The organism is Brevibacillus brevis, assembly GCF_022026395.1.
Classification (GTDB): Bacteria; Bacillota; Bacilli; order Brevibacillales; family Brevibacillaceae; genus Brevibacillus.
Genome location: NZ_CP041767.1, coordinates 5,794,169 through 5,814,218 on the forward strand (window position 1 = coordinate 5,794,169; position 20,050 = coordinate 5,814,218).

At 42.9% G+C, this 20,050-nt stretch carries 19 protein-coding genes; 2 read left to right on the plus strand and 17 right to left on the minus strand.

All coding sequences use genetic code 11. The annotated features are described in order from the left end of the window. Positions 1-139 precede the first annotated feature (139 nt). Complete coding sequence (locus FO446_RS27295; protein ID WP_173610353.1) at positions 140-1,423, plus strand: HAD family hydrolase; 1,284 nt, start codon at positions 140-142, stop codon at positions 1,421-1,423. Positions 1,424-1,461: 38 nt separating this feature from the next. Here the strand turns inward: FO446_RS27295 and FO446_RS27300 are convergent, their stop codons facing one another. From FO446_RS27300 to FO446_RS27315, 4 genes are all read right to left on the minus strand, one after another. Continuing rightward, positions 1,462-2,928, minus strand: coding sequence for a DUF4179 domain-containing protein (locus FO446_RS27300; RefSeq protein ID WP_237899586.1), 1,467 nt, complete (start codon positions 2,926-2,928; stop codon positions 1,462-1,464). Beyond that, complete coding sequence (locus tag FO446_RS27305) at positions 2,921-3,493, minus strand: RNA polymerase sigma factor (RefSeq protein ID WP_237899588.1); 573 nt, start codon at positions 3,491-3,493, stop codon at positions 2,921-2,923. Before FO446_RS27305 ends, FO446_RS27300 begins: the two co-directional genes overlap by 8 nt. Before the next feature lie 146 nt (positions 3,494-3,639). Then, positions 3,640-4,041, minus strand: coding sequence for a hypothetical protein (locus FO446_RS27310; RefSeq protein WP_173610350.1), 402 nt, complete (start codon positions 4,039-4,041; stop codon positions 3,640-3,642). 423 nt (positions 4,042-4,464) lie between these two features. Further along, on the minus strand, positions 4,465-5,187 hold the full coding sequence (locus tag FO446_RS27315; protein WP_237899589.1) for a hypothetical protein: 723 nt from the start codon (positions 5,185-5,187) through the stop codon (positions 4,465-4,467). A gap of 303 nt (positions 5,188-5,490) precedes the next feature. Between FO446_RS27315 and FO446_RS27320 the strand changes: the two genes are divergently transcribed. Continuing rightward, positions 5,491-6,453: a hypothetical protein gene (locus FO446_RS27320; protein WP_237899591.1), complete on the plus strand. Its 963-nt coding sequence runs from the start codon at positions 5,491-5,493 to the stop codon at positions 6,451-6,453. 1,227 nt (positions 6,454-7,680) lie between these two features. Here the strand turns inward: FO446_RS27320 and FO446_RS27330 are convergent. From FO446_RS27330 to FO446_RS27385, 13 genes are all read right to left on the minus strand, one after another. Continuing rightward, on the minus strand, positions 7,681-8,181 hold the full coding sequence (locus FO446_RS27330) for a hypothetical protein (protein ID WP_221867302.1): 501 nt from the start codon (positions 8,179-8,181) through the stop codon (positions 7,681-7,683). A 407-nt stretch (positions 8,182-8,588) separates the two neighbouring features. Further along, complete coding sequence (locus FO446_RS27335; protein WP_173610345.1) at positions 8,589-9,041, minus strand: hypothetical protein; 453 nt, start codon at positions 9,039-9,041, stop codon at positions 8,589-8,591. A 147-nt stretch (positions 9,042-9,188) separates the two neighbouring features. Continuing rightward, positions 9,189-9,929 (minus strand): hypothetical protein, encoded by a 741-nt coding sequence (locus FO446_RS27340; RefSeq protein WP_173610344.1) that lies wholly within the window; start codon positions 9,927-9,929, stop codon positions 9,189-9,191. A 46-nt stretch (positions 9,930-9,975) separates the two neighbouring features. Then, complete coding sequence (locus FO446_RS27345) at positions 9,976-10,722, minus strand: hypothetical protein (protein ID WP_173610343.1); 747 nt, start codon at positions 10,720-10,722, stop codon at positions 9,976-9,978. Between the two features lie 23 nt (positions 10,723-10,745). After that, on the minus strand, positions 10,746-11,051 hold the full coding sequence (locus FO446_RS27350) for an aspartyl-phosphate phosphatase Spo0E family protein (RefSeq protein ID WP_173610342.1): 306 nt from the start codon (positions 11,049-11,051) through the stop codon (positions 10,746-10,748). Between the two features lie 230 nt (positions 11,052-11,281). Continuing rightward, complete coding sequence (locus FO446_RS27355) at positions 11,282-12,634, minus strand: helix-turn-helix domain-containing protein (RefSeq protein ID WP_173610498.1); 1,353 nt, start codon at positions 12,632-12,634, stop codon at positions 11,282-11,284. Positions 12,635-12,732: 98 nt separating this feature from the next. After that, positions 12,733-14,088: a helix-turn-helix domain-containing protein gene (locus tag FO446_RS27360; RefSeq protein ID WP_173610341.1), complete on the minus strand. Its 1,356-nt coding sequence runs from the start codon at positions 14,086-14,088 to the stop codon at positions 12,733-12,735. Between the two features lie 180 nt (positions 14,089-14,268). Further along, positions 14,269-14,559, minus strand: coding sequence for an aspartyl-phosphate phosphatase Spo0E family protein (locus FO446_RS27365; RefSeq protein ID WP_173610340.1), 291 nt, complete (start codon positions 14,557-14,559; stop codon positions 14,269-14,271). A gap of 156 nt (positions 14,560-14,715) precedes the next feature. Continuing rightward, entirely contained in the window at positions 14,716-14,841 is a 126-nt protein-coding gene (locus FO446_RS28985) for a hypothetical protein (protein ID WP_255675221.1), read from the minus strand. A gap of 158 nt (positions 14,842-14,999) precedes the next feature. Continuing rightward, entirely contained in the window at positions 15,000-16,373 is a 1,374-nt protein-coding gene (locus tag FO446_RS27370; protein ID WP_142497484.1) for a helix-turn-helix domain-containing protein, read from the minus strand. 378 nt (positions 16,374-16,751) lie between these two features. Beyond that, a complete protein-coding gene (gene mdh / locus FO446_RS27375; protein ID WP_015893779.1) occupies positions 16,752-17,693 on the minus strand; it encodes a malate dehydrogenase in 942 nt (313 codons plus the stop codon). 20 nt (positions 17,694-17,713) lie between these two features. Then, on the minus strand, positions 17,714-18,655 hold the full coding sequence (eutC, locus tag FO446_RS27380) for an ethanolamine ammonia-lyase subunit EutC (RefSeq protein ID WP_237899593.1): 942 nt from the start codon (positions 18,653-18,655) through the stop codon (positions 17,714-17,716). Positions 18,656-18,675: 20 nt separating this feature from the next. Next, positions 18,676-20,037 carry an ethanolamine ammonia-lyase subunit EutB gene (locus FO446_RS27385; protein ID WP_237899595.1) on the minus strand — a complete coding sequence of 454 codons (1,362 nt, stop codon included), beginning with the start codon at positions 20,035-20,037 and terminating at the stop codon, positions 18,676-18,678. Positions 20,038-20,050 lie beyond the last annotated feature (13 nt).

Consider the following 20,050-nt stretch of genomic DNA (forward strand, 5'->3'; position numbering starts at 1 on the left):
AATACAAATGAAAACGCTTAAGACAATGAGGTCTTCTACCCGCGCTTTATCAATAGGCGTGGGGAAGGCCTTTTTCTTTTGAAAAAATGATAGCGTTTTCATTTGGGGGATCGAGAAAAAGAAGAAGGGGATGACAACCATGTCACACAGAAAAGCACAACCCAAAACGTGGTGGCTGACCATGCTGATGATCGTCGCTCTGCTCGCGATGCAGATGCCAGCTTTGGCCAAGGACACCAACGTGCAGATGCTCGACAAGGGGAAATGGGCACCTGCGACTTATCAAGCCGTCCACGAATTGATTGAGAAAAACGGCATCAAGAGTGCCTCCTACAATGCCAAAAAGAAGCCGTATGCCGTTTTTGACTGGGACAATACGAGCATCATGCATGACACTGAGGAAGCGCTGTTTGTTTACCAGATCAACCATTTGGCTTACAAGCTCACTCCAGAAGAATTCGGGAAGGTCATCCGTACGAATGTACCAGAGGGACCGTTTTCCGATTCGTATAAAAATGTCGACGGCAAGCCTGTCACACTCGATGCCATCGCGACTGATCTCGTAGCCGACTACACGTACTTATATCAAAATTATCAAGGTTTTAAAGGAACGAAGTCGCTGGAGGAAGTGACAGCAACAGAGCAATTCGCAGATTTCAAAGCCAAACTGTTTTTCTTGTATGAAGCGATCAACGATACGCACAGCACCTCGATTGGCTATCCATGGATCCTCTACCTCTTCACGAACATGACAGTGGAAGAAGTGCAACAATTGGCGGAAGCATCCAATGATCACAGCCTGGGCATGGCGATTGAAAAAGTAAGCTGGACGAGCCCGAAATCGTTGGCAGGCAAAGCAGGTGTGGTGAAAGCCTCCCATACAACAGGACTGCGCCTCACTCCCGAAGTAGCAAACCTGATGAACACGTTGCGTGCCAATGGCATCGACGTATATGTCGTGAGTGCCTCCCTGGAGGATGTCGTTCGTGTTTTTGCCACTCTCCCGAAATATGGCTACAATCTCCCAGCGGAGAACATCATCGGCATGCGTCTGAAAACAGAAAACGGACGGATTACGAACGTGTACCAGCCTGACTACCCGATCACGGTAGCCCACGGCAAGACGGAAGTGATCCAGAATGTATTGGTGAAAAAATATGGTCATGGCCCTATCTTCATCGCGGGCGATAGCAACGGTGATTTCGAGATGATGACAGAGCTGGACAGCGTGCAGCTCTCGCTCGTCGTAAACCGCGTCAAAGGCGGCAAAATTGGGCAGCAAATTACCAAAGGTGCTGAGCAGATGGGCAAAGCAAACCCGACGGTAGTCCTGCAAGGACGTGATGAGAACACAGGCATGTGGATTCCGAGCGAAGCGACGATCCGACTCGGGCAAAAAGAGCCGCAGTTGGTCGCGAAATAAACAGGAAAAACCGCCCTTTGTACGGGGCGGTTTTCTCTTTATGGATGAGTAACGGGAATTCTCCACTCGAGTGGATATTTTTTTTGAACAGCATCCAGTCGTAGGGTGAGCTTCTCCGGGAGCTTGGTTATTTCGTCTTCTTCCGAGTTCCTGCTGTCCTCCAGTAAAAATTTGTATGTTACTCTCTCGCGTCCAGACTGGTCAACGGGTCCCGTGGATTGAGTACTCCTTCTAGCACGGTAAGTGGTTCCCTTCCCGTCTTGCGCTACCCACCAAGGCAAATAAATATCGGAAATATCTTTGGATAGTACCTCGACTTCCATTTCTATTTGCTGTTTTTCCGAATATTTATCTTTTGCCAGCTGGACGCCTTTCACCGTGAAGATATCTTCTCCCACTTGTTTCATTACGGGCTTCTTGTTCAACTCATCTGGCCGGAAGGTAACACTCATATCATACGGTATTGCCTTGTGGAAGCTGTTTATGACAAGCGTCTTTGATTTGCCTTTTGGCAACGGATCGTCGTCCATAATCCAGTGGAAATGTCCATAGCGATCAATGGGATGGGATCTTTCTTTGCGCCTTTCCTTCCCCTTGCTGCCATCTGCCTCCTCGTAATAATATCCCAGCATATATTGCTGATACGGAAGAAATGGAGCATAATCAGGGTTCGTCGTCTTTCCGGTTAGCTTTTTCGCTTCTTGTTCCAATTGTTTTTTGGCCGCCTCTGTCCATTGTGTTTCCAACTCAATTCGGGTGGTCGTTGGCGTGTTGACGATCTGATGTAAGGTCATCCTCAATCCATGCTTCGTCACTTGCGTTTGATTGACAGGCAACACAGTCGTTGCGGCCGTTGTTTTTGCCATCGTAATCGGAACTTGCAGCTTCCAGTTTCCTTTTATATCTCCAATTTCATCAAAGTGCATCGACAACGTTTTCGGAAGGGGCTCTTGTCCTTTTTCCCCAAGGATAAACCGGATGAATCCGACATTATCTTCAAAGGCTGTTCCCCACTTGTCAGAAATGACCGTCCCTTTGGCATCCAACAATTCAACTCCATTGAATTGAGAGTTACTTGCTGTCTTCCATTCAGGCCCGAGCTGCTGGCCATCCGACTGTTTTATCATTAAAGCTACTATTACCTGCGCCGGATCAGCAATGATTTCCTTTACCTCCAAGGTAATCCCCTGATCCGTAACAGAAAGATTCGATGTTTCGGAGAAGCCTTGTCTCGCCGCCTGTTGCAGTCCTTCGTCGTTGAACACACCTTGTGCAAAGATCGATTTGACATAGGCCGCAAACGTTGGGGACACTTGCATGGTTCCGAGCAGCCCGAGTACGACAGCGGAAGCGATGCCGATGGAAGCCCATCTTTTGCTTCGGTAAAACGGACGCCTTCCCACCTGCAACGCGTTATTCTGGCTTGGCATTTGAAAACTCGGCGTCTCGACAGCTTCCGCTACTTTCCTAAGCGTCTCTTGAATTTGCCGCTCCTCGTTAGTCATGCGTCATTGCCCCTTCCCGCAAAAAATCAGATGAAATGCAACCCTTGTCCAATTGTTGTGCGATCAGCTTCCTGGCCTTGTGCATCCGTGATTTGACCGTACCCTCAAAGGAACCCGTAATTTTGGCGATCTCCGACACGCTGAAGCCCTCGTAATAGTAAAGAATAATAACCGCGCGATGCTCCGCCTTCATGCTGCGAATCGCCTGCCATATTTGATGCTGCTCCTCTCGCTGGATCACGTTGTCCAGCGGCGTTAACGCTTCATCCGGGATCATCTCCTCATATTCCACCACAGGCTTCTGCTTGCGTACCAGATTCAGAGCCCGAAACGTAATGATCCGGTATAGCCAATTGCGAAAGGCCATTCCCCGTTTTTTATCGAGTCGGTCTATGTGCTGATACGCTTCGATGAGCCCTTCCTGAACCGCGTCCTGTGCCAGATGCTTGTCATGAATGATCAAGTACGCTGTCCGATATGCCATCGCCAAATAGGGCTTGACCAATTGTTCGAAAGCTTCAGGCTCGCCCTCTTGGCATTTGGCAATCAACTCCCACTCATCCACAGCGTTCCCTCCCTTCGTTTCTGCTCTACTGTATATTCACGAGAACGCGGAGTTTGGTTCACGTTACATAGGCGAAAAAATACTGAACACGGAAAAACCCGTCCCCTGAACAGAAACGGGTGAATACTATTACAAGCACTTTCCACCTAAAGGCTAAGTTTCATTTTTTCCTCGATGTTTATTACGTCCCACTTATAAAACGAAGATCTCTGTAAGGTGAAAAGGAGATTTCCTGCATACACTTTTCGAATTCTATTATTTTCATCGTAATCTATTATTAGAAACTCTGCGATTAACTTAATATGATCTCCGGTTCCTTCGACTTGTCTAACTGAAACTTCTGGTGACTTTAGATTATTCTTAGCGGCAAATTCAAAATAGGAACGAATTAATTCAATTTGATCTTGTTTCATTTGCACGTGGCTTTGTGTGCCATTTGCTATATTGTCTATGACGGTCCTTACTGTATTTTCAGGAGAGTATAGAGTTTTTAGGATAACCCCCCCTGCAATAGATATTATGAAAATCGCGATGACTATTTTTTTCACTTCCATTCCTCCTCTATAACAGGTCGAGAGAGTAGGGAATACAGTAAGAAACTAAAATAAAAAATACAAAATCAATGCGACCACATACAATTGCCATACTTTCATTTTGAATTTGATACATACCATTTCCAATACGCCCGATAAGTATTCACAACATTTAAGTAATAGCCAAAAAACTCCCATACCAACGACTATGGCGAAATCGAACGGGCTGAGTCTGCTCTCGATGAAGTTATACACTTTCGTAATATGAAGGAAAATCACAAAGACGAGGAATGAATAGTATTGCATGGAAACAACCTCCCCCATGTAATTAAAACGAAACAGAGAGCACCTAAGCCCCAGATTTCCATTGTAATATCAGCTATCTTCTCTTCCTGTCTACTTCGTAATGATCTTTCGGTTGAGAGAGATTTTGGGGGGCTAATTGGGAGAGGATGCAATGAGTTGTTCAACTTCGTTTCTAAGTTCCGAAATATTCTGCCCTGAATAACTTTCCTGGAGGAAATAAAGATCACCATGCTGATCTATTGTCTCTAGAGAAACTTGCGATACCAGAGTGTTCTCGCTATTAATTTTAATCTTTCCTTGAACTGACCCTACTATGTTATAGACGTCATCTTTATCTTCTGTTAAGAAAACAAAATATTTATTTCCTTCTTTCATAGGAATACTTCCTTCAATCCCTACCGATGTCATTCTGGGTTCACCATTATCATCATTCACTAATTTAGATCCTGGCTCTCCTGCGAAATATTTGGCCGCCTCTCTTTCATCGAATTCCCCTCCAGTTTCCAGTACAGATACTGTATCATCTATCTCTACATCACCTTTATAGACTTTCGTTAATCTTAATTCAGAGACTGTATATACATCTAGTCTTTCATAATTAGGGTTATTTTCTTGAGAAATAACTTCAGCTTCGGCTATGATATCTGCATTTTCAGCTAGACCCTCCACGTCAGTGAATGTCTCGGTAAACATTGCTTCACCAGAAACTATTCTATAATCTGTATCACTGGAATAAAGAAAACTCTGTTTTTTCAAGTCACCTATATAGTAAACAGCAAGTCCTGCAATTGTTATAAAACCAATAGTAGCCAATGCTATTTTTTTTGTGGATTTTAAATTCTTAATGCTAATCATTAGTATTCTCCTTTCTACAAAATGATAGATAGAATAGTTTGAACCCATCTAAGTTACTAAAGCGATTGATCAGTAGTAGAAGTTCGTTAGTCAGTCTACCGAAAGAATAGCGTATTTCCTTTTGAGGAGGTAGCAAATTCCTTCGCTTGATGGGCATGGGGTCTGCTCACGATAAAAAAAAATAAGATATGAACCGAACCTTTTTCCGCTAAAGAGGCAATATAGTGTGTAAGCTGCTTATTCAGCGAACAAATAGAACAATCCGATTCTCATTATTTACAACAAAAAAGGAGCGAAGTAATTATGAAAAAACGATTAATTGGTGGAATCGTTGCTACTGCGATTTTGATTCCAGTTGCAGCATTTGCGGCTTCTGGCGTGATTGACATGCCTACAAGAACACCGATGACTTCTGAACAAGTCAAGGTGGATGAGGTTGGCAAATCAACGCTTGAGAAGCTGTATCTCGCATATCCTGAAACAAAATCGTTTGAGATTATCGATGCAAGCAACGTTCAAGGTGATGTATCCAAAGGGAACAATGTAATCAACGTGAAGCAAACAAGTATCGTACTACAGGAAAAAGGAGGAACCGGCAAAAAGATTACCCTCCATACAAACGGTAGTACGGGTGAGATTGAACACGTGATTCAAGAGAATTGGGAGCCTAAGGAGAAGTCACTCATTACGTTAACCGATCAGGAAATCAAGGCGAAGGTAACTGATCTTATTGATAAAATGTATGGCAACGTCGAACAATACAAGGTTGCTATCGAGCAAATGGAGAATCCAAACCAAAAAACATGGATGTTGAATTACACCAATGAGATGTTCGATAAACCGGTCTTCCAGGTTTTTGTTCAGGACAATACCATTAGTCTTACTAAGATCGTAGGTATTCCTACAGCTGATACACCTTCTGATACACCTTCAAACATTAAAGTGGAAGGCCTATTCTCTTTAAATGGTAAGCCTGATTATACTGCTGATAACTTTTTAAACGATGAAAAACTGTTTGCTTTACTAAAAATCAGCCCGACAGAATTAAAACAAGAATTAGCAAAAGGTAAAACTGTTGTGGAGATTGCAGCATCTAAAAATGTCACGAAACAACAAGTGCTTGATGTGATTGCAGAAACACAGGCTAGAGGACAACTTCAAGGTGATGGAGTACCGATCACCGAGAAAGCACTGAAAGAAATGATGGAAGCAGTTGAACCAAAAGTATGGCAAATTATTGAACACAAAACGGAAACGGAATGGTAGAAAAACAGAGTCAACTGGGGTACACAAGTAAAAGAGAAGAGGCGGGAGAACCGCCTCTTTTTTTATGCAGTAATTTTTCAGAATTCAGGCCACAATAAGCCAGGTAGTCTAGCTTATTGGACTCGAAGGGTAACATACTTTACTGGGCTTTCTTTTGAATCAAACGTAAATCTCAGTAGGTTTCCATTGTTTTCATATTCCAATATAAACGTATGATCACCCGAGTCATCCATAAACTCTCTAGAGGGTTCTCCTAAGGTTTTTTTGATTTCCTCAGGTTTTCCAGTCATTCCAACAGTCTTTGGTTCGGCATTCATTAGGAGCTTGTTGGCAAGGCGATGTCCAGCATACGCTCTATTTGCCGAAGTCCAAAAAAACAGGTAAGAAAAAGATGGCATACTTCGTCGTGTCCATCGACGACTATTCTCGCTACATCGTACATGGGCAGTTTTACCTTGAAGAGCGTGTCCCAAGATTAGAAGACTGCTTAAAGAAAGCGATCCTCAAATGATTTATGTCGACAATGGAGCAATCTATTCCTCCATCCATTTTGCACGCATTTGTGCTCGCCTTGGTACTTTTGTTGACCAGAGTTTTGTTCCAGAAACCTAAGACCTTATCGAACAGGGAAAAATTCAGACCTTGTAGGATTTGAACCGTTTTTTTACTGCATGGTTGGAAGTCGCTTACCATCAAAAAGTACATAACAGTTTCAAACAGCGTCCGGCAGATCGTTACCATAACGCAACGGATGAACGTCCGTTTTCACTTGAGTGGATTAGAAGTTCAGGAAACAAGAGACTATATTGAGCACCAGTTGGCCCTGGTAGGCAGCGAGCATCCCGTGTTCACCACAGAAGCAATGGACAATATCCATGCCCATATAGCTTGTTTGCTCGATGCCGTCTTGCGACATTGGTGGATGCCATGCACGTGTCTCAGATTTTAACGGAGTTTAAAGACTAAGGTATGGTTGAAGTACGGTACAATTCCACCAAAGAACGTTAGGTGGCAAATAAGACACCCTATTTCTTGCTTAAAATAAAAGGGGGACATAAAAACATTTCTTTCTTAAATCATTCTAAAAACCTTTCAGTCTGATTACCTTGATCGCCTTATTATTCTGCTTTTGCCATTACACTGGTAGTATAAACTGATTTGTTATAGCCAACATGATCACGAATTAATGAGCACTTTCCTTAAATGCTTTTATTCAAGATTTATAAATCAATAGGGCGCTCTTTCAACTTTGTACCACTCTGTTTTGCCCAATAAGGATATTAATTTGTCTCCATCTTCTTGTTTGTAGGAATCAAGATCAAAATGAGGAGTTATATTGAATGGTTTGATGTAGTAACCCCCCTCTTTGGTTGCGGCGTACATTATATATTTGGCCTCTGCCGCACCTTCCTTCGTTCCATATTCAAACTGCAATATAGACAGGGAAGCAATGGTTCCTTCAAAGTCGCTTATTACCCCTTCATGTATCCAATTCAGGATTTTGTTTAAGTCTGGATCTTCGAAGTACTCAGCAATTAGTTCTGGTTGAGCTTTTATCGAGTCTTCACGATAGAGTTGTACCCATATTTCTTTTAGTTGTTCTTTTGGAAAAATAGATTTCAAATTTGTTTCGCTCACCGGGGTACCAGTACGTTCGGAGCACCCCATGATCAACACAAAAAAAGAGATCAACCCAAAAAATAAGGTTATATATCGAGCATGAATCATATCTTATCCTCCTCTATGTGCGGAAGCAACCTTCACTCTTTAATGAAGGTTGCTTCCCAATCTTGTTATGTCCAATCTGTTCCCCAATATCCCTTAAATATTTGATAGAACAAATAGTTACCTCCACCGATTGTTGGGAGCAGATTAATGTCCAAAGCATGAGGTGTATATTTGTACAACGCCCAAGTTCCCCAGTTCTTTGTCCAGATGTAGTTTTTGTAGGTTACACCGTTTGAAGTAACAGTTTTGTTATAATTGATACCACTAAACAGGGCGGGTTGAGTAACAGGTGCTTGCGCCCAGAGGTCCTTGAACAGTTTTGTACCTTTGTCGATTTGAACATCAAAGCCGCTTGTCAAACACAGGCTAGGAAGCTATCAAAAGGTTCCTAGCCATTGTTGCTTTTATTATTGAGCCACATATTTTAGGTAAATAGTTTCGGTGTGATCTATACCTTCCTCATCAGTCCAATCAATTTTGAAAACAGGATAGTCACCAAAAAAAGATTTTACTTCTTCGTCCGTTACTCCATTCTTAAAATCATTTTTGGTGCTATCCGTGTTAGGTACATCTTGAAAGATGATGATATAACCCTCTTTAAAATTGGGGGTTTGAACACTACCTGTTTGTTGACTTGTTTGGGTTAATTCAGAAATAAATTTAAGCTTCTTAACATCACCATTTCCTAAATACTTAATTTTACCTACAAAGCGTGCACCATTTTCTTTATCGTGAAAAATTTCAGTAACTCCATTCCAATTGTCAGTAGCTCCTTCGTACTTGTAGGACCATTCCTTTTCGGAACAAGCACCGAGTAAAAGAAGTGGGAGAATAAGAAATACTAGTATCGTTTTTTTCAAAGGTAAACCTCCTATCTCAAAGTATGATTAAGTCTATGCTACAGCAAGTATTATATTCATCGTAATCCATTCTATTAGTTTTCAAGTTTAAAGATATGAAATCAAATGAACGGCCTATCAAAGACCGTTCACTTTCATGTTGGAATCTTACCAAGCTATACTCCCTACAGAAACCGTGCTATAGATGGTACCCGTTGACGTTCGTGCGGTATAAGAAGTTTTTAGACGGGCTCCAAATCCTCCAAGCTGATTATCAATGCGGACATAATCCCATGATGGTGACTTAACATAACTTTGGCCCCAGGAAGGAGGAAAGTACGTTTTTGGATCGCTATAGTTCATGTATTTTCCAGTAGATTTACTATTTCCAGTAGCTTTTGCAGTGAATTCTCCAGACTTTATTGTTAAACCATTCTTGTCTAGTAAATCCCATCTAGCCTCATAACGTGTAGCTTTACCCCACACATCAATATTATTTTCCTTAATAATGCTTGTCCACATCCAAACTGTTTGTTGAAAGTTTAGAGCTGGGTTAGAATCTTGGTCCCGATTGTCATATCCTGAAGGATCTGAGACTGCATAAAGTACGTAATCACTAATTACCTGGTGACCTACTTGTCTTTCCATCAATTTTTGAATTGTATAGTGGCTATATTTAGTAAGGTCTTTAACTACATTCCCTTTCTCATCTTTTAACTCGAATTTCACGTTTTTAAAGTCATAGTCTTTTTTTCCTATCAAAGCATCTTTACGAAGTTCTTTCTCTGATTTTATCTCAGTTTTATACAGCAACTTTTCTTGCTTTTCAGCTGCATATCCATGACCAAATGAAAGTGTTGAAGCAGCTAAGACTAATGCACAAATCATACTTGCAATAACCTTTTTCATTGTACAACCTCCTTGAATGAAAATGAGTAGAGTTAACTCATGGTGTTTACCATGAAATGCTGCCGCTACCAACAATAACAGTGCTGTACAGTGTACCGGTGGATGTACGAGCAGTGTAGGAGGTTTTCAATCTAGCACCGAAAACACCATATGAATCGTCAATCCGAACGTAATCCCATGTCGGCTTCTTGACATAATTTGTCCCCCAAGCTGGTGGGGTGTACGTTTTTGGATCACTGTAATTTAAGGTTGTACCATTAGATTTACTTCTACCATATGCTTTCGCTGTAAATTCTCCTGATTTTATTGTTAAACCGTTTCTATCTAGTAGATCCCATCTTGCTTCATAACGAGTAGCTTTTCCCCAAACATCTATATTATTTTCCTTAATGATGCTCGTCCACATCCAAACAGTTTGTTGAAAGTTTAGAGCTGGGTTAGAATCCTGATCGCGGTTATCATAATCAGACGGATCTGAAACTGCATAAAGTACATAATCGCTAATTACCTGCTGACCTACTTGTGTTTCCTTTAATTTTTGAACGGTATAGTGACTATATTTAGTTAGGTCTTTAACTACATTCCCTTTCTCATCATGTAACTGGAATCTAATGTCCTTAAAGTCATAATCTTTTTTTCCTGCCAACGCATCTTTACGAAGTTCTTTCTCTGATTTCATTTCAGTTTTATACATCACCTTTTCCTGCTTTTCAGCTGCATATCCGTGACCAAATGAAAACGTTGAAACAACTAAGGTCAATGCGCATACAATACTTGAAATAACTTTTCGCATACCTCAACCCCCCGACCAGAATTTTACTCAAGGTAATAGCATTTAGATTGAATTACCAGAATGTACTGATCCAATTGCTGGCTTAATGCTACGACTTCATCATTCAAGAAATCATTCTTCTCTAAATACATTTGCACCAATTGTTCTCGCAATTGTTCCACAATGTTTTTCAAATGATCAATATCGTGATAGGTTACTCCTTCCCGATCTAGAGGTAGCGTGATACATTTACTTATAGGAGCTTTAACTGCTCCTCCTGCGGGCGTTCCTTTAACCTGTCGAAGGGGTGGAACGCCCTTTTTAAATGCAATTGCTGCTATAAGACTCACCCTACTTCCTTTACCACCAGATTATTCGTGGCTCCTCTTTTTAGAGATGTTCTTAGATTTCTATTGCTTCATAGATTATCACCCCCAACTCCTTATTTTGAGATTTGTTACATAATTAACCATAAAATGATATGCGAGTTTTTACCAACTGCAAAAAACGGAATAAAAAAACATCCTGACAGAGGATGTTTCATCAACCTACGATATATTCACAATGACCTAACAGTATACTAGTCACCTAATTTGTTTTGGTTACCTATTCGCTTATTCATATTCCCTAACCATCCAAACAGTGCTATGTATGTAAGGGTCTCGTCGTGTCGATTCGTCAAATCCGCTAGTGAAAGGCAATATATCGTTTCTTCAATTCCTCTCTCTATCCTTCCCTTACCAAACTCATAAATAGCCATCTGATATCGAAACCGAAGATGTCGATCCAATCCTATTGCTTCTGTAAATTGATCGAAACTAGAAATTTGGGAGGCAAAGCGCTCTAAAATCTCATCCACGCAAAAATGGTAGGTGTTAGCGGATTTCATAATGGCATTTAAACCAGCAAGAACTTCATTGGTGGGAAGACTATCGAGATAGTCAGCGTACTCTTCAATGATGCTACTATTGCCAGACAACACCTCCAATGTGTAGGAGTTCGCCTTTGCCCATACCTTGAATCTTTCTACCTCTTTACGTCCGTCTTCATCAAGTAATTCAAACCATCCTAAATCAGCGTAAACTTGCACATACTTCTTCGCCTCTTCATACAGTCCTTGCATTTCCAGTGAAACGCTCTTATATAAATGGCCCAATCCGTAATAATAGACAAGATGGCGCTCCGTTTTCAGAGATTCGCCTTTTTTGTTTCTTTTCATCCTGTCCAATTCATGCCTGTAAACAGTGTCTGCCAGAAGCCTTAATTCGTCTGCGTACTGCTCTGATCTTTCCCACTTTTGCAAAGCGAAACAGATCTTCGCCAATTGGTATAAGGCGTCGAGTTGATAGTTTTCAGGAAGCCGGTTTCGGTAAGGAGAAAACCGAATGACATTCTCCCAATTTTCTTCTGCATTTGTCCCAAGTACAACACGAAATAACCGATACTGACTCATTACAAAGTGGTCAGAGTAGCTATCTTTTTCATTCTCAATCACATATTTATAAAAGGGCACCGACTCTTTCAGTTGCCCTTTCTCATATAGCTGTTCTGCAAGGGCAAAAAGAATCATGACGTTTTTCGGATCCTCCATCATTTGGGGGACAGTAGCTTCTATGCAATCCTTTCGCCCAACCTCCACGCATCGAATCAAGTATGGTATTAATCGGGGGCGCGATATTCTCCCCTCTAATATGCATTCTTCCGTGTATAATTCATACAACCAACCCGGATCGTGACCAAACACCTTGGCTAGCGCGTCTAACTGACCAATGGTGATTGCACGCGGCGGATTACCATTGAGAATCTCGCTCAAACTCCCGGGGTTAATGCCCGTTAATTCACCCAGCTTGCTTAATGTGTAGCCATGCTTTTTCCGATTTTGTTCGATTTCTGACCGCAGCGACCGATACAATGTCCCTTGCGCCCCCCATATAGCATAATTCCCTTGTTTTTTATTTTATGAATTTTAAAGGAACTAGCAGTTTCTAATATCCAAATAGAAAAATATCCTCTAATTCGGATATTTTTAGCCTAACATATATCACCCTGCCTACTTTGTTGCTTATCCACTAACGACTTTGATACCCACACCCATAATTTGAACAAACTGCTATAATTGTTATAGTTTTTAGTAATATCCGATAAAGAGAGACACTGAAACGTTTCATTAAGCCCCTCTGCATACTTCTCTTTTTCTAGTAAGTATTTCGCCATTTCATTCCGAAACTGGATATGTTCACTCATGCCGATAGCGTCTATGCGTCCTATGAAACTATCTATATTTTCTGCAAACTTATCAAATATTGAATCGATGGAAAAACCATGTTCATTGGCCGCTTTCACAATTGTTACTAAACCGGAAAGTATTTCTTTTGGATGATCATCCAGGAATTGAATATACTCAGGGATGACGTCACCATCCCCCATCAGGATATTCAATGTGTACAAATTGGCTGTTGCCCATGTTCGAAATTTCTGCACCTCGATTTGTCCAACTTCATCCAAGAGTTCAAACCAGCTTAAATCAGCATATCCTTCAACATATCGCTTCGCTTCTACATACAACTCCTGTTTTTCTAATGCTATACTTTTAATGAGAAATGATTGTCCATAGTACACAACCAGATGACGTTCTGTTGCTAACATTTCACTCGGTATGTTGTTTTTTCGCCTCCGCAACTCATCCTCATAGACAATTGTAGACAATTCTCTTAATTCATCTGCATAATGCTCCATTTGCCTCCACTTATGCAACGTATAACAAACATTGGCCAATTGCAGAAGAGCATCCAACTGGATATTTTCCGGTAAGCGCCTTCGATACGGATCAAATCGAATAACTGCTTTCAAATTTTCTTCAAAATTCGTTCCTTGTACGACTATTCGAAAGAGCCTGTACTGACTCATCACAAAGTGGTCAGAAAAGCTATCTTTCTCATTCTCAATGACATATTCATAAAAGGACACCGATTCTTTCCGTTGCCCTTTCTCATATAGCTGTTCTGCAAGTGCAAACAAAATTGAGATATTTTTCGGATTCTCCAGCAATATGGGAACGGCAGCCTCTATGCAATCCTTTCTCCCAACCTCCACGCATCGAGTCAAATAAGGAATTAATCGTGGGCGCGATATTCTCTGCTCCGATAAACATTCTTCTGTATACAATTCATATAACCAACCCTGCTCACGTCCAAATACCTCAGCGAACGCATCTAATTGCCCTATGGTCATAGCCCTCGGGGGATTTCCATTTAATATCTCACTCAAGCTACCGGGGTTAATGCCCGTTAATTCACCCAGTTTGCTTAATGTATAACCGTGCTTTCTCCGACATTGTTCAATTTCTGACCGCAGTGACTGATACAATGTCCCTTGCAGCCCTACCATAAAGGTTCATCCCTTCGTTTTTACTTTATTTTACATTTTTTCGAATTACACTACTTTACCTTCCTAGCATTTCGTCATCTAGTTCATAACATTTTGACCTAGGAGTCAGCAGATACCCGGACAATGGGGTAACGGAAGGGTTTTTGGGGCCTTGAGGTGTGAGAAGAAGTAACCTTATCCTTACTTTTCCGTTTTCAATCTGTTTTGTGCAATGACAATATATTTATCCAATTGTTGGCTTACAGCCAAAACTTTATCATGTGAAAGACCATACCTTCCTGCCAATTCCATCATTTCCTGTCGTAGCTGTTCAATTCTATTATCCAACTCTAAGTGGCAACCGATTTCCTTTACCATGCCCCGGATCGTACACTTACTTTTAGGGGCTGATGCTGCTCCTCTTTTGGGGGAGTTTCCACTGTGAAAAGAAACATCCCTATCTAAAATATTTGCGATAGCAGTAATGTCCAACGCCCCCTCTCTTTTACATTTTATTACATATATTTACTATACAGGGATGTGCAGAAATTCACCGATTAAGAAAAATTGAATAGAAAAAACATCCCATCGGAGGGATGTTTTGGGGGAAGAACACTCTATTTAACAACCAGAATCCCAGTAAAATTCCTAAGCATCAGTTCCATGCTGATTTGCCTTGGCTGTATACATGTTGGAATGGCTTGAATCAAAATCAATCGGGATACCTGCGAGAAGTCCAAACGTAATAAAAAATGCGAGAATAAGTCCCTTCATCTTTTTAATCCCCCTCTTTCTACTTTATAACATTTTACATGCAACAATCTGGGTAATGCTAAATCCTAAGCATCAGCGCTATTCTCTAACATAACTATAACTGTTGCAGTGCATCTTTGAGAATGTAATACTAGGTACCCCTATGTAGCTTTGGATAATCAGATCGCTCTTTTACCCGTTACAATTGTTCGATACTGTTCCACTTGTGTTGTGGATGCATACTGCCGATATTCTTCAAATAATGCTACGCATTTAAGAGTATCGTCATATCGATTCATCAAATCTGCTAGGGAAAGGCAACGTAAAGTTTCTTCGATTCCTCTTTCTATCCGTCCTTTATCAAACTCATAAATGGATGTCTGATATCGAAACTGGAGATGTCTGTCCAATCCAATAGCCTCTTTAAATTGACCGAAACTAGCAATATGCGAAGAAAAACGTTCTAATATCTCATCCACACAAAATTGGTACGTATTAGCTGATTTCATAATAGAAATTAAACCAGCAAGTATTTCATTCGTAGGAAGACTTTCAAGATAGTCTGCATACTCCTCAATAATGCTTGTATTGCCAGCTAGTACCTCTAATGTGTATAAGTTTGCCTTTGCCCAAACACGGAACTTTTCTACCTCTTGGTGCCCGACTTCATCCAGTAATTCAAACCATCCCAAATCAGCGTAACCTTGTACATATGTTTTTGCCTGTGCATACAGGCCTTGCATTTCCAATGCCGCGCCCTTGAATAGGTGTCCTATTGCATAATAAAAGACCAAGTGCCTGTCTGTCTCAGGTAACTCACTCTTTTTGTTTCTTTTCAACCTATCCAACTCATGTATGTAAATCGTTTCTGCAAGAAACCGCAACTCATCTGCATACTGCTCTGATTTCTTCCATTTCTGTAAAGCGAAACAAACCCGCGCTAATTGAAATAAAGCATCCAACTGATAGTTCTCAGGAAGCCTATTCCGATAGGGAGCAAACCGAATAACTGCCTCCCCATTTTCTTCAGAATTGGTCCCGAGTGCAGCCCGAAACAATCGATATTGACTCATTACGAATTGGTCAGAATGTCCATCCTTCTCGCTATCAACGACAGCCTGATAAAAAGGTACGGACTCTTTTTGTTTCCCACTTTCATATAGCTGTTCCGCCACTAAAAAGAGAGTCGAAATATTTTTAGGGTTGTCCAACAATTTAGGAACAACCTCTTCGATGCAATCTTTCCGCCCAACCTCCGCGCATCGAACTAAATAAGGTATCAACCGAGGGCGCGATATTCGCCCCTCTGTTATGCATTCTTCCGTATACAATTCGTACAACCAACCTGGCTCGCGACCAAACACCGCCGCTAGCGCATCCAATTGACCAATGGTCATAGCCCGCGGTGGATTTCCGTTCAAGATTTCGCTTAAACTCCCATGGTTGATTCCCGTTAATTCACCTAATTTACTCAAGGTATAGCCGCACTCTCTACGGTGTCTTTCAATTTCTGACCGCAGCGACCAGTGCATCGTCCCTTGCAGCCCCCCCATAAAGAATCAACCCCTACTTTTTTCCTTAATTTTACAACAAAATATATTTTTTTGATAGATTTTTCTTTACAATCCTTAACATTTCTGTAATCTAGTTCGTCACTCTTCGCACAATTCCTCCAATGTCTTACAGGTGTTTGCACTTCGTGACAATTACACTCAGTTGAATCAGCTTTCATGCGAATACAGCCTCGAAACTCTACTTTTGAAGCGCTCCCGCTATTTATTTCGGAGCGAACAGTACACGCCCTCAGCAGGGCGTAGGCCGAAGCGTAGACTGGAAATCCGCTTCTTCCCCACCACTACAGTTACTTATAGCCACATTGTAAAAAAAGCTCCGCCAAGATATCTGGCGAAGCTTTCATTTTCATACTGTACTTATGGCATAGCTACTTTCATAACCGCACGAACGGAATCTGCGGATTTATCCAATGCTGCCTTCTCAGCAGCAGTCAGATCCAGCTCGATGACTTGCTCGATACCGTTTCCACCCAAGAGGGTTGGTACGCCCAGATAGATATCATTGTAACCATACTCGCCTTGGAGTAAAGCGATGGATGGCAGGATGCGCTTCTGGTCTTTCAAGATCGCTTCTGCCATTTCTACCAGAGCTGCCGCAGGTGCATAGTAAGCGGAACCGTTGCCCAAGAGAGCTACGATTTCGCCGCCGCCTTTGCGTGTACGCTCTACGATGGCGTCCAGACGATCTTGTGGGATCAATTTTTCCAGTGGGATGCCGCCAGCGTAGGAATAACGCAAGAGTGGCACCATGTCGTCCCCGTGACCGCCCAATACGAAGCCTGTTACGTCATTCACGGATACATTCAGTTCCATCGCTACGAACGTACGGAAGCGAGCTGTATCCAGTACGCCGGATTGACCGATTACGCGGTGTTTCGGGAAGCCGGACGTTTTGTAGAATGTATAGGTCATCGCATCTACCGGGTTAGACAAGATGAGTACGATGGAGTTTGGTGCATATGTTTTCACTTGCTCAGCAACCGAGCGCATGATGGCCGCATTCGTTGCTACCAAGTCGTCGCGGGACATGCCTGGCTTGCGGGCAATCCCTGCTGTGATGATTACGATATCGGAGCCTTCGATGTCTTTGTAGTCGGAAGTACCTGTGATGCTAGCATCGAAGCCGAGAACGGGAGAAGCTTCCATCATGTCGAGTGCTTTCCCCTTCGTTGGGTTTTCCAATTGAGGGATATCGACCAAAACGATGTCAGCCAGCTCTTTTTGCGCCATGATGAACGCAGTTGTCGCTCCAGTAAAACCACTACCGATTACGGCTACTTTTTTTCTGCGAAATGTCATGCTGAATCCTCCTCGTCATGTTACAAGACTAGTTTTACACCACTTGCTTTTTGCTCCAGCATTTTGGAGAGAATAGTCCCGATGTGGGCACCCGCCTCAACCGGAGATGTACCTTGACGATGAATATTCGAGATCACTGTACGCTCTGATTCTACCATACCTTTGCGTGGACGGTAGCACATGTACGCACTCATGGAATGTGCCGTAACCAATCCTGGACGTTCTCCGATCAAGAGCACCAATACTTCTGGCTCCAAAATCTCGCCGACGTGATCCATACTGGCTACGCGTCCGCCCTTGATAAAAAACGGAGTGCCGCAGGTCAGTCCGTAGCTTTTCAGAGAGTCCATCAGGGATGGAAGCACGTCTTTCAGGTTCGCATCCACCGCAGCAGCACTCAAGCCGTCCGAAACCACGATTTGTACCTGCGGTTTCTTTTGGCAGCGCTCTTGGAGCATGCGTACGCCTTCCTCAGTGAGGATACGTCCCATGTCTGGGCGCTTCAAATAGTTTTCCGTGTTGTCATACTGTGTTTCCACTGTGAACAAAGAGAACTGGTCGAGCACCGCTTGACTGACTTCGCCATATACAGCATCTACAGCCGCAGCATGGTCACGACGCAATTCGAGCATAGTTTTGGTCAGAGGTCTCACACCTGTACGCCAAACCCCGATGCGCGCTGGCGTGCTGGACAGCAATTCATCCAAGCCTTCCTTGTACTTCGGATTCGGTACATGTGTGGTTCTCTCTGGTTCTGTCGATGGAGCAGGCTGCTCATTCACTACAGAAGCCGGTGTCGGTGCGGCTGTCGCATTTGCTACTGGCTCTGCCTTTGGCTCCGATCTCAGTTGGATCAAGCCTGTCTCTGCTTTTGGTGACGGAGCTTGTTCTGTTGCCTCACCCAGCTTCTTTTGCAGCTCAGCTACTACTTTATCTACCAAGAAATCTAATTGTTGTTCCATCCGTCTTTCACCTCCTGATCTTACATGAAGATTGTCGGATCGCCTGCTTTTGCAGTCAGCCTACCGCTTTCCATGATGCCCATTTTCTCCAGCCATTTTTCAAAATCAGGAGCAGGTCGAAGTCCCATCACTTCACGGAATGCCGCAATATCATGGAAGCTCGTCGATTGATAGTTGAGCATGACATCGTCTGCCATCGCTACGCCGATTACGAAGTTAACCCCTGCCGACGAGAGCAAAATGCCGAGATTGTCCATGTCGTTTTGATCGACCTTCATGTGGTTCGTGTAGCATACGTCACAGCCCATCGGCAAACCGTGCATTTTGCCCATATAGTGGTCTTCCAGTCCAGCACGGATCACTTGACGGCTGTCGTACAAATACTCAGGTCCAATGAAGCCAACTACTGTGTTCACGATAAACGGATTGTACTTGCGAGCAAGTCCGTAGCAACGCGCTTCCATTGTTACCTGGTCCATGCCGTGATGCGCCTCGGCAGACAGCTCAGAACCTTGGCCTGTCTCGAAGTACCAGAAGTTCGGCCCGTAGGAGGTGCCTTCTTTGCGCATCAGCTCATCTGCTTCATCCAACAGTGCTACATCAATACCAAATGCCTTGTTTCCTTTTTCACTGCCCGCCAAACTTTGGAAGATCAAGTCTGCTGGTGCCCCATTACGGATGGCACGCATTTGTGTGGATACGTGAGCCAATACGCAGTTTTGCGTCGGGATATCAAACTTGGCCATCACGTCTTTGGTCATGTTTAAAATATCCTTGACGCTGTCCGCTGTATCGATAACCGGGTTGATCCCGATAACCGCATCGCCGATTCCGTAGCTCAGTCCTTCGTACAGAGACGCTTTGATGCCTTGTACGTTATCAGATGGATGGTTCGGCTGTACACGAGAAGCCAGTACGCCCTTCTGACCGATTGCTGTGTTGGCATGCGTCACAACTTTGATCTTGGACGCAGCCGTAATCAAGTCGAGATTGCTCATGAGCTTTGCAGTCGCTGCGATCATCTCACTGGACAAGCCGCGGCTGATTCGCTTGAGTTCATTGTCGCCTGCTTGATGGCTCAAAATGTACTCGCGCAGCTCAGCTACACTCCAGTTTTTGATTTCATTGTAAATCTTTTCGTTGATGCCTTCTTCGATCACACGTGATACTTCGTCTTCTTCTGCCGGAACCATCGGATTGTTGCGGATATCCGCCAATGTCAGGTCAGCCAAAACTTGCTTGGCAGCTACACGTTCCCGGGAATCAGCAGCGGCGATACCAGCCAGCTGGTCGCCTGATTTATCTTCATTAGCTTTCGCGAAAACTTCTTTCAAATCGCGAAATTGATAGGTCTGTCCAAGCACAGTCGTTTTCGTGTTCATCACGTCCACCCCT

Coding starts and splice junctions, on each gene's coding strand:
- FO446_RS27295 (WP_173610353.1), top strand. CDS start 140: ATGTCACACAGAAAAGCACAACCCAAAACGTGGTGGCTGACCATGCTG.
- FO446_RS27300 (WP_237899586.1), bottom strand. CDS start 2,928: ATGACTAACGAGGAGCGGCAAATTCAAGAGACGCTTAGGAAAGTAGCG.
- FO446_RS27315 (WP_237899589.1), bottom strand. CDS start 5,187: ATGATTAGCATTAAGAATTTAAAATCCACAAAAAAAATAGCATTGGCT.
- FO446_RS27320 (WP_237899591.1), top strand. CDS start 5,491: ATGAAAAAACGATTAATTGGTGGAATCGTTGCTACTGCGATTTTGATT.
- FO446_RS27330 (WP_221867302.1), bottom strand. CDS start 8,181: ATGATTCATGCTCGATATATAACCTTATTTTTTGGGTTGATCTCTTTT.
- FO446_RS27340 (WP_173610344.1), bottom strand. CDS start 9,929: ATGAAAAAGGTTATTGCAAGTATGATTTGTGCATTAGTCTTAGCTGCT.
- FO446_RS27345 (WP_173610343.1), bottom strand. CDS start 10,722: ATGCGAAAAGTTATTTCAAGTATTGTATGCGCATTGACCTTAGTTGTT.
- FO446_RS27360 (WP_173610341.1), bottom strand. CDS start 14,088: ATGGTAGGGCTGCAAGGGACATTGTATCAGTCACTGCGGTCAGAAATT.
- FO446_RS28985 (WP_255675221.1), bottom strand. CDS start 14,841: ATGAAGGGACTTATTCTCGCATTTTTTATTACGTTTGGACTTCTCGCA.
- FO446_RS27370 (WP_142497484.1), bottom strand. CDS start 16,373: ATGGGGGGGCTGCAAGGGACGATGCACTGGTCGCTGCGGTCAGAAATT.
- mdh (WP_015893779.1), bottom strand. CDS start 17,693: ATGACATTTCGCAGAAAAAAAGTAGCCGTAATCGGTAGTGGTTTTACT.
- eutC (WP_237899593.1), bottom strand. CDS start 18,655: ATGGAACAACAATTAGATTTCTTGGTAGATAAAGTAGTAGCTGAGCTG.
- FO446_RS27385 (WP_237899595.1), bottom strand. CDS start 20,037: ATGAACACGAAAACGACTGTGCTTGGACAGACCTATCAATTTCGCGAT.